The sequence below is a fragment of the Variovorax sp. Soil_C_33 genome (assembly GCF_057656935.1).
This window is the reverse complement of the sequence record NZ_JBDGJK010000029.1, coordinates 1-15,010: the sequence shown is the minus strand read 5'-3', so window position 1 is coordinate 15,010 and position 15,010 is coordinate 1. Positions and strand designations below refer to the sequence as shown.

At 68.1% G+C, this 15,010-nt stretch carries 19 protein-coding genes and 1 pseudogene; 8 read left to right on the top strand and 12 right to left on the bottom strand.

Features of this window, described 5'->3' with window-relative positions; genetic code table 11:
* The first annotated feature begins 1 nt into the window (after position 1).
* From gsiB to AC3A6B_RS29025, 5 genes are read left to right on the top strand one after another with little or no spacing between them, the layout of a single operon-like run.
* Entirely contained in the window at positions 2 to 1,549 is a 1,548-nt protein-coding gene (gene gsiB, locus AC3A6B_RS29045; RefSeq protein WP_487840098.1) for a glutathione ABC transporter substrate-binding protein GsiB, read from the top strand.
* Positions 1,550 to 1,568: 19 nt separating this feature from the next.
* Positions 1,569 to 2,489, top strand: a complete 921-nt coding sequence (gene gsiC / locus AC3A6B_RS29040) for a glutathione ABC transporter permease GsiC (RefSeq protein WP_487840097.1) — start codon at positions 1,569 to 1,571, stop codon at positions 2,487 to 2,489.
* Positions 2,455 to 3,372, top strand: a complete 918-nt coding sequence (gene gsiD, locus AC3A6B_RS29035; protein WP_487840096.1) for a glutathione ABC transporter permease GsiD — start codon at positions 2,455 to 2,457, stop codon at positions 3,370 to 3,372. The genes gsiC and gsiD overlap by 35 nt, the downstream gene beginning before the upstream one ends.
* A 2-nt stretch (positions 3,373 to 3,374) precedes the next feature.
* Complete coding sequence (locus AC3A6B_RS29030; protein ID WP_487840095.1) at positions 3,375 to 4,385, top strand: DmpA family aminopeptidase; 1,011 nt, start codon at positions 3,375 to 3,377, stop codon at positions 4,383 to 4,385.
* Positions 4,382 to 5,200, top strand: coding sequence for a M55 family metallopeptidase (locus AC3A6B_RS29025; RefSeq protein ID WP_487840094.1), 819 nt, complete (start codon positions 4,382 to 4,384; stop codon positions 5,198 to 5,200). Before AC3A6B_RS29030 ends, AC3A6B_RS29025 begins: the two co-directional genes overlap by 4 nt.
* On the opposite strand, the gene AC3A6B_RS29020 is transcribed toward AC3A6B_RS29025, so the two are convergent.
* Positions 5,163 to 5,435, bottom strand: coding sequence for a hypothetical protein (locus tag AC3A6B_RS29020; protein WP_487840093.1), 273 nt, complete (start codon positions 5,433 to 5,435; stop codon positions 5,163 to 5,165). The genes AC3A6B_RS29025 and AC3A6B_RS29020 overlap by 38 nt on opposite strands.
* 13 nt (positions 5,436 to 5,448) lie before the next feature.
* Positions 5,449 to 5,718 carry a hypothetical protein gene (locus AC3A6B_RS29015; protein ID WP_487840092.1) on the bottom strand — a complete coding sequence of 90 codons (270 nt, stop codon included), beginning with the start codon at positions 5,716 to 5,718 and terminating at the stop codon, positions 5,449 to 5,451.
* A 220-nt stretch (positions 5,719 to 5,938) separates the two neighbouring features.
* On the opposite strand from AC3A6B_RS29015, the gene AC3A6B_RS29010 reads away from it, so the two are divergent.
* Positions 5,939 to 6,739, top strand: coding sequence for a class I SAM-dependent methyltransferase (locus AC3A6B_RS29010; RefSeq protein WP_487840091.1), 801 nt, complete (start codon positions 5,939 to 5,941; stop codon positions 6,737 to 6,739).
* 101 nt (positions 6,740 to 6,840) lie between these two features.
* The gene (locus AC3A6B_RS29005; RefSeq protein ID WP_487840090.1) at positions 6,841 to 8,028 is read left to right on the top strand and encodes a YncE family protein; all 1,188 of its coding nucleotides are present in this window, start codon (positions 6,841 to 6,843) and stop codon (positions 8,026 to 8,028) included.
* A gap of 6 nt (positions 8,029 to 8,034) precedes the next feature.
* Here AC3A6B_RS29005 and AC3A6B_RS29000 read toward each other — a convergent pair whose 3' ends face one another.
* The 4 genes from AC3A6B_RS29000 to AC3A6B_RS28985 form a co-directional block, all read right to left on the bottom strand.
* The gene (locus AC3A6B_RS29000; protein WP_487840089.1) at positions 8,035 to 8,451 is read right to left on the bottom strand and encodes a GFA family protein; all 417 of its coding nucleotides are present in this window, start codon (positions 8,449 to 8,451) and stop codon (positions 8,035 to 8,037) included.
* 29 nt (positions 8,452 to 8,480) lie between these two features.
* Positions 8,481 to 8,984: an SRPBCC family protein gene (locus tag AC3A6B_RS28995; RefSeq protein ID WP_487840088.1), complete on the bottom strand. Its 504-nt coding sequence runs from the start codon at positions 8,982 to 8,984 to the stop codon at positions 8,481 to 8,483.
* 2 nt (positions 8,985 to 8,986) lie between these two features.
* A complete protein-coding gene (locus AC3A6B_RS28990) occupies positions 8,987 to 9,301 on the bottom strand; it encodes an ArsR/SmtB family transcription factor (RefSeq protein WP_487840087.1) in 315 nt (104 codons plus the stop codon).
* A 143-nt stretch (positions 9,302 to 9,444) separates the two neighbouring features.
* Positions 9,445 to 9,699, bottom strand: a complete 255-nt coding sequence (locus tag AC3A6B_RS28985) for an MFS transporter (RefSeq protein WP_487840086.1) — start codon at positions 9,697 to 9,699, stop codon at positions 9,445 to 9,447.
* 89 nt (positions 9,700 to 9,788) lie between these two features.
* On the opposite strand from AC3A6B_RS28985, the gene AC3A6B_RS28980 reads away from it, so the two are divergent.
* Complete coding sequence (locus tag AC3A6B_RS28980; protein ID WP_487840085.1) at positions 9,789 to 9,935, top strand: hypothetical protein; 147 nt, start codon at positions 9,789 to 9,791, stop codon at positions 9,933 to 9,935.
* 219 nt (positions 9,936 to 10,154) lie between these two features.
* On the opposite strand, the gene AC3A6B_RS28975 is transcribed toward AC3A6B_RS28980, so the two are convergent.
* The 6 genes and pseudogenes from AC3A6B_RS28975 to AC3A6B_RS28950 all read right to left on the bottom strand — a co-directional run.
* Positions 10,155 to 11,171 (bottom strand): branched-chain amino acid ABC transporter permease, encoded by a 1,017-nt coding sequence (locus AC3A6B_RS28975; RefSeq protein WP_487840084.1) that lies wholly within the window; start codon positions 11,169 to 11,171, stop codon positions 10,155 to 10,157.
* A gap of 22 nt (positions 11,172 to 11,193) precedes the next feature.
* A complete protein-coding gene (locus AC3A6B_RS28970; protein WP_487840083.1) occupies positions 11,194 to 12,054 on the bottom strand; it encodes a branched-chain amino acid ABC transporter permease in 861 nt (286 codons plus the stop codon).
* A 5-nt stretch (positions 12,055 to 12,059) separates the two neighbouring features.
* Complete coding sequence (locus AC3A6B_RS28965) at positions 12,060 to 12,761, bottom strand: ABC transporter ATP-binding protein (RefSeq protein WP_487840082.1); 702 nt, start codon at positions 12,759 to 12,761, stop codon at positions 12,060 to 12,062.
* Positions 12,761 to 13,477 carry an ABC transporter ATP-binding protein gene (locus AC3A6B_RS28960; protein WP_487840081.1) on the bottom strand — a complete coding sequence of 239 codons (717 nt, stop codon included), beginning with the start codon at positions 13,475 to 13,477 and terminating at the stop codon, positions 12,761 to 12,763. Before AC3A6B_RS28960 ends, AC3A6B_RS28965 begins: the two co-directional genes overlap by 1 nt.
* Before the next feature lie 112 nt (positions 13,478 to 13,589).
* Positions 13,590 to 14,849, bottom strand: a complete 1,260-nt coding sequence (locus AC3A6B_RS28955; protein WP_487840080.1) for an ABC transporter substrate-binding protein — start codon at positions 14,847 to 14,849, stop codon at positions 13,590 to 13,592.
* 41 nt (positions 14,850 to 14,890) lie between these two features.
* Positions 14,891 to 15,010, bottom strand: a pseudogene (locus tag AC3A6B_RS28950) (maleylacetate reductase); the annotation flags it as partial.

Below are 15,010 nucleotides of genomic sequence, written 5' to 3'. Positions count from 1 at the left end.
CATGAACAAGCAACGCCTCTCCCGCATCGCCGCCGCGCTCGCCATCGCCGGCCTGGCCGGCTTCGCACTGTCGGCGCACGCCGCCAAGGACATCGTCGTCGCCGTGCAGTCCGGCTTCACGACCACCGACCCGTACGACGCCAACGACACGCTGTCGCAGGCCGTCGCCAAGTCCTTCTACCAGGGCCTCTACGGCTTCGACAAGGACATGAAGATGGTGCCGGTGCTGGCCACGAGCCACACCGTCAGCAAGGACGGCCTGGTCTACACCGTCAAGCTGCGCACCGGCGTGCAGTTCCACGACGGCACGCCCTTCAATGCCGAGGCCGTGAAAGCCACCTTCGACCGCGTGACCAATCCGGACAACAAGCTCAAGCGCTACAACCTCTACAAGAACATCGCCAAGACCGAAGCGGTCGATGCGACCACGGTGCGCTTCACGCTCAGCGAGCCCTTCTCGCCCTTCATCAACACGCTCGCGCACCCGTCGGGCGTGATCATCTCGCCGGCCGCGTTGGCCAAGTACGGCAACAAGGGCATCGCGCAGAATCCGGTCGGCACCGGCCCCTTCAAGTTCGTCGAGTGGAAGGCCACCGACTACCTGAAGGTCGCCAAGTTCGACGGCTACTGGAAGAAGGGCTACCCGAAGGTCGACAGCATCACGTTCCGCCCCGTGGTCGACAACAACACGCGCGCCGCAATGATGCAGACCAACGAGGCGCACTTCGCCTTCCCGATGCCGCCCGAGGCGGCCGCGACGCTGCAGAGCAAGCCGAGCCTCGAGGTGAACAGCTCGCCCTCGATCATTCATCGCTACATCTCGATGAACACGCAGCAGAAGCCCTTCGACAACCCGAAGGTGCGCGAGGCCGTCAACTACGCGATCAACAAGGAAGCGCTGGTCAAGGTAGCGTTCTCGGGCTATGCGATTCCGGCCGAAGGCGTGCTGCCCAAAGGCATCGAGGGCGCGGCCAAGCTCGGTCCCTGGCCCTACAACCCGGCCAAGGCGCGCGAGCTGCTGAAGGAAGCCGGCTACCCGAACGGCTTCGAGAGCACGCTCTGGTCGGCCTACAACTACACGACGGCGCAAAAGGTCATCCAGTTCGTGCAGCAGCAACTGGCGCAGGTCGGCATCAAGGTGCAGGTGCTGGCGCTCGAGGCCGGCCAGCGCGTCGAGCGCGTCGAGAGCGCGCAGGACCCGGCCACCGCGCCGGTGCGCATGTACTACGTGGGCTGGTCCTCGTCGACCGGCGAGGCCGACTGGGCGATGCGGCCGCTGCTGGCCTCCGAGTCCTTCCCGCCCAAGCTCTTCAACACCGCCTACTACAAGAATCCCGAGGTCGACGCGGACATCAAGAAGGCGCTGGTGACCACCGACCCCGCCGCCAAGGCCAAGATCTACACCGACGCGCAGCAGCGCATCTGGAAGGACGCGCCCTGGGCCTTCCTGGTGACCGAGCAGCTGCTGTCGGTGCGCGCGCGCAACCTGGCCGGCTTCTACGTGATCCCGGACGGCAGCTTCAACTTCGACGAGGTAGAACTCAAGTGATCGCGGCGCGGACCCGTTCATGACTCAGTATGTTCTGAAGCGCCTGCTGGGTTTGCTGCCGACGCTGTTGATCGTCGCGGTGCTGGTGTTCCTGTTCGTGCACATGCTGCCCGGCGACCCGGCGCGGCTGGCGGCCGGGCCGGACGCCAGCCCCGAGACCGTGGCGCTGGTGCGCGCGGATCTCGGCCTCGACAAGCCGCTGCCGCAGCAGTTCCTGAGCTTCTTCGGCAACATGCTGCAGGGCGACTTCGGCCATTCGCTGCGTTCCAAGCGGCCGGTGTCGACCGAGATCGCGGAGCGCTTCATGCCGACGCTGCTGCTGACGATCAGCAGCATGGCCTGGGCGGTGGTCTTCGGCATGGCCATCGGTATCACCTCGGCGGTGTTCCGCAACCAGTGGCCCGACCGGGTCGGCATGACGCTGGCGGTGTCGGGCATCTCCTTCCCGGCCTTCGCGCTCGGCATGCTCCTGATGCAGATCTTCTCGGTCCAGCTCGGCTGGCTGCCGACGGTGGGCGCCGATTCGTGGCGGCACTACATCCTGCCTTCGCTGACGCTGGGCGCCGCCGTGGCCGCGGTGATGGCGCGCTTCACGCGGGCCTCCTTCATCGAGGTGATCCAGGAAGATTTTGTTCGCACCGCGCGCGCCAAGGGCGTGTCGGAGAAGTGGGTCATCCTGAAGCACTGCCTGCGCAACGCGCTGATCCCGGTGGTCACGATGATGGGCCTGCAGTTCGGCTTCCTGCTCGGCGGCTCGATCGTGGTCGAGGCGGTGTTCAACTGGCCCGGCCTCGGGCGCCTGCTGGTCGACGCGGTCGACATGCGCGACTACCCGATCATCCAGGCGCTGGTGCTGCTCTTCTCGCTCGAATTCATCCTGATCAATCTCGTGGTCGACGTGCTCTATGGCTATATCAACCCCACCATCCGCTACAAGTGACGCGCCGGTCCCGGCGGCCGCCGCCGAAGGCAGGGTGCGCACGCCGTGGACCGAGTTCTGGCGCAAGTTCCGCATGCAGCACGTGGCGCTGGGCGCGCTGGTCTTCGTGCTGCTGCTGGTGGCGGTCGCGATCCTCGCGCCGTGGATCGTGCCCTACGACGCCGAGAACTTCTTCGACTACGACAAGCTCAACACCGGCCCCTCGGCCGCGCACTGGTTCGGCGTCGACCCGCTCGGGCGCGACATCTTCAGCCGCATCCTGATGGGCGCGCGCATCTCGCTCGCGGCCGGCTTCTTCTCGGTGGTGATCGGCGCCATCGTGGGGACCGTGCTGGGCCTCCTGGCCGGGTACTACGGCGGCTGGTGGGACCGCATCGTGATGCGCATCTCCGACGTGCTCTTCGCCTTCCCCGGCATCCTGCTGGCGCTGGGCGTGGTCGCCATCCTGGGCAGCAGCATGACCAACGTGGTGGTCGCCGTCTCCGTGTTCAGCGTGCCGGCCTTCGCGCGGCTGGTGCGGGGCAACACGCTGGTGCTGAAGAACCTGACCTACATCGAGGCCACGCGCAGCATCGGCGCCAGCGACCGCACCATCCTGCTGCGCCACATCCTGCCGGGCACCATCTCATCCATCGTCGTCTACTTCACGATGCGCCTGGGCACCTCAATCATCACGGCCGCCAGCCTCAGCTTCCTCGGCATGGGCGCACAGCCGCCGATGCCCGAGTGGGGCGCGATGCTCAACGAGGCGCGCGCCGACATGGTGAATGCGCCGCACGTGGCGCTGTTTCCGTCGCTGGCGATCTTCTTCACGGTGCTGGCTTTCAACCTGCTGGGCGACGGGCTGCGCGACGCACTCGACCCCAAGATAGACCGGCTCTAGCCATGGTCCCGCGCATCGGCACCCTGCCCTCGGGCAGCCGCGACGCCATCACGGAAGTCGCCGGCGTCACCGTCGGCCATGCCACGCTGGCCGAGGGCGCGGTGCAGACCGGCGTGACCGTGATCCGCCCGCATGCCGGCGACCCCTATCTGCAGCGCGTGCCCGCGGGCTTCGCGGTGCTCAACGGCTTCGGCAAGAGCGTCGGCCTTTTGCAAGTCGAGGAGCTCGGCGTGCTCGAAACGCCGATCGCGCTCACCAATACCTTCTCGGTGCCGGCCGTGGCCGCGGCGCAGATCCGCCAGTGCGTCGCGGCGAACCCGGAGTGCGGGCGCGGACTGCCGACGGTCAACCCGCTGGTGCTCGAGTGCAACGACGGATTCCTCAACGACATCCAGCGCATGGCGGTCGGCGAGGGCCACTACCTGCAGGCCTTCGCGTCGGCCGGCGAAGAAGTGGCGCAAGGCTCGGTCGGCGCCGGGCGCGGCATGTCCTGCTTCTCGCTCAAGGGCGGCATCGGCAGCGCATCGCGGCGCGCCGGAACGCACACGGTGGGCGCGATGGTGCTCGCCAACTTCGGGCTGCTGCCCAACCTGACCATCGCCGGCCAACCAGTCGGTCGGCAGCTTGCGGCAGCGCAGGATGCCGAGCCGGAGAAGGGCTCGATCATCATGCTCGTCGCCACCGACGCACCGCTCGACGCGCGCCAGCTGCGCCGCCTGGCGCTGCGCGCCGGCGCCGGCCTCGCGCGCACCGGCTCGGTCTTCGGCCACGGCAGCGGCGACATCGCGCTCGCCTTCTCGACCGCCTACACGCTGCCGCAGCGGCGCGAGGAGCCGATGCCGGCTGTCGCGCTCTTGCACGACGGCCTGCTCGACGCGCTCTTCCAGGCCGCGGCAGACAGCACCGAGCAGGCTATCCTGCATGCGCTGTGGCATGCGGAATCCGTCATCGGACGCGACGGCCATGTGCGGCCGGCGCTCGCCGCGCTGCTGCGCGAACTCTCCGCATCATGAAAATCCTGATCTCCGTCGACATCGAAGGCGTAGCCGGCGTCTTCCACGCCCAGCAGGTGCGTGCGGGCAATCCCGAGTACGAGCGCGCGCGCCGGCTCATGACCGAAGAGGCGAACGCCGCGATCGCCGGCGCCTTCGAGGGCGGCGCGAGCGAGGTCTGGGTCAACGACTCGCACGGCGACTTCCGCAACATGCTGCCCGACCTGCTCGACGCGCGCGCCCAGGTGATCCAGGGCAAGCCGCGCTACCTGAGCATGGTGAGCGGCGTGGAGCTCGGCATGGACGGCGTCTGCATGATCGGCTACCACTCGCGCGCCCAGGGCCTGGGCATCCTCGCGCACACCATCAACAGCTTCGCCTTCGCCGGCATCGAGATCAACGGCCAGGCCGTGGGCGAGGCCGCGCTCTATGGCGCGCTGGCGGGCGAGTACGGCGCCCCCGTGCTGATGGCCAGCGGCGACGATGTCTTCATCGCGGAGAACCGCCCGCTGTTCCCGCACGCCACCTTCGTGCAGACCAAGCGCGCGACCGGCCAGACCAGCGGGGTGTCGCTGTCGCCGGCGCAATCGTGCGAGGCGATCCGCGCCGGCGTGAAGGCAGCGCTTGCGGCACGTGAAGGCGCGCGGCCCTTCGTCATGCAGAAACCGCTGGCAGTCAGCTTGCGCACCCAGGCGCCGGCCATGGCCGACCTGTTCTGCCAGTGGCCCGAGTTCGAGCGCGTTGCCGCGACCGAGCTGCGCTTTTCCGCGCCCTCGGTCGAGGCCGCGGTGCGCATGCTCAACTGCTGCTCGGCGATGTCGGCGATGCTGCGCTGAACGGATCGACGTACACGGTGACGACCGGGCAGGCACTGCCCTCCCCCCGGCGGTCGGCCCGCTGCTGCAGCGCCTCGATGCCGGCCATCATCGCGGCGCTGTAGCTCGGCATCGGGCCTTGCGCGGATTCGATCGCGATCGGTTTGCCGTCGAGCTCGGCGTGCTTCTGCAGGATCCAGTAGAAGTGGCCGGCGACGGGCTCGTCCACGATCAGTTCGATTGCGTCGGGGTGCATGGCGGGTCTCCTCCTACTGCGCGAACATCAGCGCCAGGCGCTGCGCATCGTGCTCGGCATCGTCCAGTGCATCGTCGGCGGTGGCCCGCAGCTCGATGCAGACATGCACGACGCGGTCTTCCGAGGCGTCGCGGATCTTGACCACGCCCGTCCACCAGCCTTCGTGCCATTGGCAGTCGAGCAACATGATCTGGCCGTGCGCCTGCGCCACGACCGCCTGTCGCCGCACGGGCGAAGTCCGGTGCCAGACGCGTCGGGATGAACTCAACAGCTTGGAGAACATGGCGGCCCTTTGGTTGAAGACCAGGGAGTCCATTGGATGCGCGCGAAGCCGCGCGCGGAAGCGATGGATTTCACGCTTCGGCGGATTTGCGCAAGCGATTGGCCGAAGCGTGCAATACGCCACGGCCAGGAGTCCAGCGCCGGCAAGAAGGGCAGAATGCGCTGAGCCCGCACCCGCCCGCATCCCTGGGCAGCGGGGCTACGTCCCGAAGGAGCGGCGCATGGCGAATCGAAAGCAGACATGGGCGGCCGGCGATCTCTACGAGCCATACATGGGGCGCTGGAGCCGGAAGGTCGCGCCCGGATTCCTGGGCTGGCTCCAGGTGCCGCCGGAATCGAGATGGCTCGACATCGGCTGCGGCACAGGCGCGCTCACTGCCGCCATCCTCGACCTGGCGCAGCCCGCTTCGGTGCTCGGCATCGACCCCTCCGCTGGCTTCATCGAACACGCACGTGCGCATGCGGCGGATGCGCGAGCCTCATTCGAGATCGGCGATGCGCAGCAGCTGCCGGTCGAGTCCCATGGTTTCGATGCGGTCGTCGGCGCGCTGATGCTCAACTTCGTTCCCAAACCCGAACTCGCGGTCGCCGGGATGGCACGCGCAGCGCGCCCCGGCGGCACCGTGGCCGCGTATGTGTGGGACTACGCGGGCAGGATGGATCTCATGCGTCGCTTCTGGGAAGTGGCGGTCGAACTGGACCCCGCGGCCGCGGCCTTCGACGAAGGCCGGCGACCGGTTCAGCTCTGCCAGCCGGCGCCGCTCGAAGCGCTGTTCGTCCAGGCCGGGCTGCGCGCCGTGGAAGTGCAACCGCTCGACATCGAGACGCCGTTCCGCGATTTCGACGACTACTGGACGCCGTTCCTGGGCGGACAGGGATCCGCGCCCGGCTACGCGATGTCGTTGAGCGAGGCGGATCGCGCGACGCTGCGCGAACGTGTTCGCTCGGCGTTGCCGGTCGGGCCCGATGGGTCGATCGAACTGGGCGCGCGCGCTTGGGCGGTGCGCGGGGTCGCTGCCTGAGGGCACGGCGGCGGCTGGTATTCCCTGAGCCCGCACGGCGGGTGGCCGGCTACCATGGCCACCCGACCGGCCCCGTCGACAACAACAACGGAGACCACGCCATGCGCCTTCGCTTCTTTGCTCTCGGCACGCTCGCCTTCGCCGTCCTCTCCGGCTGCACCGGCATGACCCCGACGCCAGGACAACGCCAGCTCCTCCTGGTCGCCAACGACGAGAAGCAGTCCTGGACCGACGCCGGCGCCGTGGTGCTTGCTGCCCACGGGCGCGACAACGTGCAGGTGATCGACATCGGCACCGACCCGCTCGCGCCGCGCAACGTGGTCACGCTGCCGCTGGACAACACCATCGCCGGCCCGCCGACCAACCTCGCGATCACGGCCGACGAGAAGCTGGCGCTGGTCGCCAACTCGCTCAACGTGGTCGAGGAGAACGGCGTGCGCCGCCAGGTGCCGGACAACCGGCTGTTCGTGATCGACCTCGCCGCCACGCCGCCGAAGCTGGTCGACACGCTCGCCGTCGGCAGGCAGCCCTCGGGCCTGTCGATCAACCGCGCGGGCACGCTGGCACTGGTGGCCAACCGCGCCGACAACTCGGTCAGCGTGCTGCGCATCGCCGGCCAGAAGGTGACGCTGATCGACACCGTGGCCATGGGCGAGTCGGTCTCGCACGTGCGCTTCACGCCCGACGGCCGGCGCGCGCTCGCCAGCAAGTTCCCCAACCACAAGGTCGCGATGCTAGAGGTCGAGGGCGAGAAGGTCAGCTACAACAAGCTCGATTTCGCCGCCGGCCTCTGGCCCTACAACCTGGACGTGACACCCGACGGCAAGCTCGCGCTCACGGCCGACAACGGCAACTCGGGCGCCTCCGACGGCCAGATCGACACGGTGAGCGTGATCGACCTCGAAGCGAAGCCGCCGCGCGTGATCGACAAGGTGGTGGTCGGCGACGGTCCCGAAGGCCTGGCCGTCAGCCCGACCGGCAAGTTCGCCGTCGCGGTGCTGCTGCGCGGCAGCAACTCGGCCAAGAACGCCTACTTCTACAACCGCAACGGCTCCGTGGTGGGCTTGCGGATCGACGGCCGGAAGGTCACGCGCACCAACGAGGTCGAGGTGCGCGGCCTGCCGGAGGGCGCGGTGTTCAGCGCCGACGGCAAGTACCTCTACATCGGCAACTTCATCGACCAGGACATCACGATCCTGCGCGTGGACGGCGACACGCTCGTGCCGACAGGCAAATCCTTCGGGCTGGCCGGGCATCCGGCCGCCATGCGGGGCCGCGTCACGCATTGAAGCGCACTAGCCGGACGGCATCCGCTCGAATGCCTGCAACGAAGGATCGATGGTGTCCCACGCCAACCCGCGGACGCCATAGGTGAGGGCCTGCGGCACGAAGCGGGCCGGGTCGTCCAGGCTGCCTGCAGGGACCGCGATCAGCTCCGGTGTCGCGGCAAAGCGCAGGTAGACCGGCGTTCCGCAGACCGGGCAGAAGGCGTGGACCTTCACGTTGCCGTTGTCGGCGGCGACCTGCCAGTGGGTCGCCTCGCCGGTGATCGTCATCTCGGCGCGCGCGGGAAAGGTCAGCCAGGAACCGTGCCCGGTGCCGCTGCGCCGCCGGCAGTCGCGGCACTGACAGTGGTTCTGGAAGACGGGCGCGTGCTGGGTTGCGTAGCGGATCGCGCCGCACGCGCATCCACCGGTGTAGGGCTGGGTCATTGGAACAACTCCCGATGCAGGCCGACCAATCAGGCCACTTTGGGCTTGGCGAAGACATCGATGCCCTGCCCCGTTTCCAGCAGGGACTTCAGGCTGGAAAGAACGGCCGGCCAGCCCTGCTGGATGCCTTTGGCCATCCCGCTGCCGGCCTCGAGTTCGTCGTGGGTGACGGTCAGCCGCACCATCTCCTCGTATGCCACGACGTCGAAGCTCACGCGGCTGTAGCTGGCCGGATCGGCGGCCTGCGAGGCGTTCGCCCACGTGATGACCAGTCGCGTCGGCGGCGCGACCTCGACCACCTTGCCGACCAGTTCGACCGTGCGCTGCTCGTTGGCGCGCACGTGCTCCCAGGTCGATCCGGGCTTCCAGTCGGAGACGTTCTCGTGGCCCCAGTAGCGCCGCGCGATCTCCGGTTTCGTGATGGCCTCGAACACCTTTTCAGGCGTCGAGCGGATGTAGGTCACATACACGAAGCTGGTCTTCTCTTGCGGCGACGCCGGTGTAGCCGTCGGCTGGGAATACTTTTCATTCATCGTCAATCTCCTTCGAGTTCCTTCTTCAGGTCGTGCAGCAGGCTGAGCCGCTGGCGTTCGAACTTCCGCACCCACCGCTCGTAGACCTCGTGCAGCGGCACCGGGTTGATGAAATGCAGCTTCTCCCGGCCACGCCAGATCGTGCTCACCAGATTGGCCTCCTCGAGGACCCCGATGTGCTGGGTGGCCGATTGCCGCGCCATGTCCAGGTGCTCGCAGAGCTCGCCCAGCGTCTGCCCGTTCCGCTCGTACAGCAGGTCGAGCAGCTTTCTGCGGGTCGGGTCGCCCAGCGCCTTGAAAATCTTGTCAGCGTCCATCCGTGGTGTTCGTGCGTGAGGAATGATATGCAGGTAAATACCTGCATGTCAAGCAGCGCATCGGCCTGCTGGAGCGCCGAGGGGCGTTGCCTTCAGGCACCGTTCTTCTCAACGGGCGCGCTGCAGCCGCGCGAAGCGCGCGATCATCCACGGCCCCAAGAGCGCACCCAGGCCGACCGAACTCCAGCGCGACGGTGGCCCTGCGCGAACACCGCGAAGACCAGCGCCGCGATGGAACCGAGCGCGCTGCCGACCGCCAGCACCCGGTGCGCGCCGACCCGATCGGCGAGCAGGCCGACTGCGGACAAGGAGGCCAGGTAGCCCAGATGCCAGGCGCTCTGGATCGAGCCGGCCTGCGCGGCCGTCATGCCCCAGTCCTGCATCACGAAGGGCAGCACGCCCGAGTAGGCGGTGATGATCTGCAGCGCCTGCCGCTGGTGCTCTTCGAGCCGGCGGCCAACACGCGCCGGCTGATCGCGAGCTGAAGGTGAGCCGGCTGCAGCCGCGCATGGCGCGCACGCTGGCGCTGGTCATGCGGCGCGACAAGCCGGTCGGCAGGGGCATGCGGCTGGTGCTCGACACCATTGCAGCGGCGGGCAAGGCGAGGCCGGCTCGCGAAGTCCGGCCCGGTTGAGCAGCGTGCCGCCGCCGTCGATACGAGGAATCGCGGCCGGTCAGCGCGTCGGCGTGGCGTCGGCTCGCATCATCAGCTCGGCCGCCCTCGTTGAAAGACCGGCTCCGTCCGCGGCAGGCTGCGGCGGATCTTCCAACTCGGGGTACATGTCCGGCGACACCCGCTCGGGCGAACGCGCGTGCTCATGATCGGGATGGTGCCGGTGGCGCTCACGCCCTCCTAACGCCTCGTCTCAAGGAGGTTTCCTGCCAACCGCCGCTGCGTCGGAAACAGCGACCAGCCCCAGCGCTGCTGCGCGTAGCCCCAGAGCCCCTGCTTGAAGAAGAGGGTGACCACGATCGCCAGCAGGCCGAGGCCCAGCAGGTACCAGGTGCCGTAGTCGCTGAAGAACTTGTTGAGCGCCCAGAAGATGAGCGCGCCCACCAGCGGCCCTTCGATGCGGCCGATGCCGCCGATCACCACCATGAAGATGGCGAACGCGGTCCAGTTCACGCTGAAGGCGGCGTCGGGGCTGATGCGCAGGTTGCCCACGAAGTAGAGCGCACCCGCGAGGCCGGCGCCGAATGCCGCGACCACGTACACCGCGAGCTTCATGCGCACCACCGGAATGCCCTGCGATTCGGCCGCCACCTCGTTGTCGCGGATCGCGAGCAGGGCCAGGCCGCGCTTGCTGCGCAGGAAGACGTAGACCAGCGCGATCGCCGCCACCACGCAAGCCAGCGCCATCCAGTAGGTCACGCTCTCGCGCGTCGCGCGCTCGATGCCGCGCAGGGCCGTGAGCGTGGTGCCGGAGCCGCCGCCCACGGCCGAAACGTTGGCGAAGCTCAGCCGGAACACCTCGGCGATCACCCAGGTGCCGATCGCGAAGTAACCGCCCGAGAGGCGGAAGGCGACGAAGGACACCGGCACCGCGATGGCCCCTGCCGCCAATGCGCCGAGCGGAATGGCGATGAAGGGATTGACGCCGGCGAAGTTGCCGAGCATCAGCATCACGTAGCCGCCGAAGCCGAAGAAGGCCTGCTGGCCGATGCTGACCATGCCGCCGTAGCCGGCGAGCAGGTTCCACATCATCGCGAAGATGAAGTAGCAGGCGATCTCGACGAACTCGCGCATCCAGCTCGATTCGCCCCAGAAAGGCAAGCTGGCGGCAAGGGCAACCAGCGCGGCAGCCACCACCAGCGCGGCGCGGCTGGCGGCTGTGCTGCGCACCACGTCGAAGGCCGGGTTCGGGGTCAAAACCGGATTCCTGGTCATCGCATCAGCCTCGTGTTTTCGGAAAGAGCCCCTGCGGCCGGAGCACCAGCACCAGCAGGAAGACGATGTGCCCGACCCAGATGCCCCAGCCCGGATCGATCCGGAAGCCGATCTGCTGCGACAGGCCGAGGATCATGGCGCCGGCCAGCGTGCCCCAGAAGGAGCCCATGCCGCCGATGATGACCGCCTCGAAGGCGAACAGCAGCAACAGCGGTCCGTCCGAAGGCGACACCGTCGTGCGCATGCCCTGCAGCGCGCCGGCCACCGCGATCAGCACGAAGGCGATGGCGGTGGCGAAGGCATAGACCTCCTTCGCATCGAGCCCCATGAGCTCGGCGATCTCGCGGTCGTCCGACACGGCGCGGAATGAGCGGCCGAGCGCCGTGCGCGCGAAGAGCCATTGCAGCGCCGCCGTCGCGAGCACCGCGATCGCGAGCACCACCAATGGCAGCACGCCCAGCGACAGCGACTCGCCGAACCGCAGCCCCAGCGTGTTGAGGCCGCCGGTCTCGATCGAGCGCGGATCGGCCGAGAACAGTTCCAAGAGCAGGTTCTGGATCACGATCGAGAGGCCGAAGGTCACGACCAACGAGGGCAGCGGGTCCTTGCCCAGCGTGCCGTTGAGCACGTAGCGCTGCAGCGCATAGCCGAAGCCGAAGGCCAGCGGCAGCACCGCCAGCGCGACCCCGAAGGGCACGCCGCCGGCGAGCGTGGCGCCGGCGATCACCGCGAAGGCGCCGAGGATGATGAAGTCGCCCTGCGCCGTGTTGGTGAGCCGCATGACGCCGAACATCAGCGACTGGCCCAAGGCGAACAGGGTGTAGAGGCCGCCGAGGAGGATGCCCTGGAGGACGATTTCGAGCATGGCCGCTAGACGCCGAAGTAGGCTTGGGAGATCTGCTCGCGCGTGAGCACGCCCGAACCACCCGAGAGCGAGACGCGGCCCTCCTGCAGGCAGTAGATGCGCTGCGACACGCGCTGCGCCATGCCCACGTCCTGCTCGACGATCACCACCGTCATGCCTTCGCCGGTGATGGCCGGCATGGCGGCGTAGATCTCGCGGATCACGATCGGCGCCAGGCCCAGCGAGAGCTCGTCGCACAAGAGCACCTCGGGATTGCTCATCAGCGCGCGGCCCAGCGCCACCATCTGCTGCTGGCCGCCCGAGAGCGAGGTGCCGGGGTCGTGCCGCTTGTCGGCGAGGAGGGGGAACAGCGCATAGAGGCGCTGCAGGTTCCATGGCCCCTTGCGGCCGGTGTGGCCGCCGATCAGCAGGTTCTCTTCCACGCTGAGGCTTGCGAACAGGCGCCGGCCCTCGGGCACCATCGCGAGCCCGCGCTTCACGATCTCGCCGGGCGCGAGGCTGCCGATTGCCTCGCCCTTGAAGTGCACCGCCTCGCGCGGCGCCCGCACCAGGCCCGTCAGGCACTTGAGCAGCGTGGACTTGCCCGCGCCATTGGCACCGATGACCGCGACCAGCTCACCCTGCGCCAGCTCGAAGTCGATGCCGAAGAGCGCCTGGGCGTCGCCGTAGAAGGCCTTCAGGCCTCGGGCCGTGAGCAGCTTCGTCATCAGGCCTCCATCCCCATGTAGACCCTGCGCACTTCCGGATCGCCCATCACCGCCCGCGGCTCGCCTTCCGCCAGCTTCTGCCCGAAGTTGATGACGAAGAGCCGATCGGCCAGAGAGAGCAGCGCATGCACCACGTGCTCGATCCAGATCATGGTCACGCCGCGCGCCTTGATCTGCTTCAACTCTTCCACCAGTTGCTTCGCCTCGGGCTCGGTCAGCCCGCCCGCGATCTCGTCGAGCAAGAGCAGCCTGGGCCGCGTCGCCAGCGCACGCGCCAGCTCGAGCCGCTTGCGATCGAGCAGGGTCAGGCCGCCGGCCGGCTTGTTGGCATGCGCCATGAGGCCGGTTTCGGCCAGCACCTCCTGCGCCGTCTGCCAGGCCTCGCGCTCGGCCTGGCCGGCGCCGAAGCAGGCGGCCGTGACCAGGTTCTCGAACACGCTCATGTGGCCGAAGGGCTGCGGCACCTGGTAGCTGCGGCCGATGCCGGCATGGCAGCGCTGGTGCGGCTTGAGCGTGGTGATGTCGCGCCCTTCGTATTCCACGCGCCCGGCGTCGACGCGCACGTCGCCCGAGATCAGGTTGAACAGCGTGGTCTTGCCCGCGCCGTTCGGCCCGAGGATGCCCAGCGTCTCGCCCTCGGCCACCGCGAGCGTGATGTCGTCGGTGACCTTGAGCGCGCCGTAGGACTTGCAGACGCCGTGCAGCGCGAGGATCATGGCTCACCCCCAGGCTTCGCGCACTTCGTGTCGCTTCGCCAACCCCCTCGCCGGGGGCAACACCAGCGGCCCGGCAAAGCCGGTTCCGCGGTGTTCCTGGAAGGGAGCGACTTCATGTCGAAAGTGGCTTCAAGGTCCCGCCGGCCGGAATGCTCTTGGCGGCCTCGTTGTTGACGATGGTGAGCTCGACCTTGTACTTCTGGCCCTTGTTCCACTGGCCCAGTACCAGCGGCGTCTTGCTCACGTTCTTGAACGGGCCCTGCCCGCCCCACTTCACCGGGCCCACCACCGTGTCGAGCGAGGTCGCCGCAACCGCATCGCGCACGTCCGCCGCCTTGGTCGACTTGGCGCGCGAGAGCGCGTTGGACGCGACTTCGAACAAGGCATGCGCAAAGCCGATCGGCTGTGTCCATTGCTTCTTCGCGCCGGCCTCGTAAGCCTCGGCCAGCGACTTGGCGCTCTGCTTCGTGAGGCTCGAGGTGAAGGGATGCGACGGACTCCACCACACCTCGGTCGACAGGCCGTGGCCCAGATCGCCCAGCGCCTCGATCGCGCCCGGGAACAGCAGCGCCTTGCCCAGCGTGATGACCTTCGGCTTGAAGCCCTGCTGCCGCGCCTGCGTGAGGAAGGTCTTGGCATCGGGCGGGATCACCACGCCGGTCACGATCTCGACGTTGTCGCGCTTGAAGGCCGCGATCTGCGCGCTGAAGTCCTGCGTACCGTTCTGGAAGCGGCCCGGATCGGTGAGCGTGAAGCCCATCTGCGCCAGCGGCTTCGGGAAGCCGAGTTCCTTGTCGCCCCAGGCATTGCCGTCTCCGTCGTTGGGGAACAGGCCGCCGACCTTCTTGTTGGTTTCGACCGTCTTCCAGCCGTTGGTGAAGTTGGCGATGACGTCTTCCAGCCCCCAGAACACGTGGTAGGTCCAGGCAAAGCCCTTGGCCGGATCGCCCTTGCGGCCGAAGAACCAGGGCTGCCACGGCACCACGCTGGAGACGCAGGGCACTTCGTTGAGCTCGCAGGCATCGCTCACCGGATTGGCCGTCTCGGGCGTGCCTGCCGTCAGCACCAGCGCCACCTTGTCCTTCAAGATCAGGTCGTTGGCGACCTCGCCCGCGCGGTTGGGATTGGATTGGCTGTCCTTCAGCACGATCTGCACCGCGTACTTCTTGCCGCCGACGCTGATGCCGTCCTTGAAGGCGGTCTTCATCTGCTCGATGACCCACCTGTCGGCCTCGCCGAAGGGCGCGAGCGGCCCGGTCTGCGGCGACACGTAGCCGATCTTCAGCGTGTCGGCGGCGAACACCAGCGGCGCGGCGCCGCTCGCGGCGAGCGCGGCCGCGGCCTGGGTGAACTGTCTGCGATTGAATGTCATGGTTGTCTCCTTCTTTTGCTTCTCTTCTTGCACACGGGATCTCAGGCCGGCGACTCGCCCTCGAAGGCGCGCTGCAGCAACGCGCGGATCGCCTCGCGTTCCACCGGCCGCGGATTCCAGTACGGGTTGGCCGCCGCGATGTCCGCTGCGCGATCCAGGTC